At 46.1% G+C, this 586-nt stretch carries 1 protein-coding gene; it reads right to left on the bottom strand.

Annotation, left to right across the window (positions count from 1 at the left end; genetic code table 11):
* Nucleotides 1–117 precede the first annotated feature (117 nt).
* Nucleotides 118–586: hypothetical protein (locus B4U49_RS00330; protein WP_204902949.1), on the bottom strand; the 469-nt coding region annotated here is incomplete at its 5' end.

The following is a 586-nucleotide window of genomic DNA, read 5'->3' as shown; positions in this document are numbered from 1 at the left end:
AACGCCGTGCGCAGCGGCGGCTTGCTTTATGCGTTTTTTGCGCGAAGATAGGAGCGAAGCGACTGCGCAAAAAATGCAAAAAGTAAGCCGTCAGCCTGCCGCACCTTGTTATGCATTTCATACTGCGCTCCGTGGCTTCCACACAGCAATTAGCCAAAACACGAAAAACATACCTGCAGAAAGCAATGAACCCGAAACAGAATTCCAGAAGTTAAGAACATAGCCGGCTTTGGTAACGTTTCCATCCTCCACGATCTGCGTCTGTGAATGATATAGCTCATCATAGCCACTGGCACTGAAAGTAGAGAAACCGAAGTACAATATGAGACACACAAAGAACATTACCACCGGATAATGCCACCCTTTGGTAAGGCAAAAAGTCTTCAGAATCACGTGCGAAACAGCAGCCGTGAAAAAGAACACGGTAAATGCAAAAAAAGTATTGATAACCACCCATTTGGAGAATGCGGAATGGCTAAGATACGGCAGCGACCATACAGCTACCAATATCCAAGGGCAAAAAATCATTCCAGCAATAGACCGATAACTTTCAGTTTTCATATGCATAACGCCCGCAACAGGGGCG

The sequence above is a fragment of the Microbulbifer mangrovi genome (genome assembly GCF_002009015.1).
Taxonomy (GTDB): Bacteria; Pseudomonadota; Gammaproteobacteria; order Pseudomonadales; family Cellvibrionaceae; genus Microbulbifer; species Microbulbifer mangrovi.
This window is presented reverse-complemented; position numbering and strand designations above follow the sequence as displayed.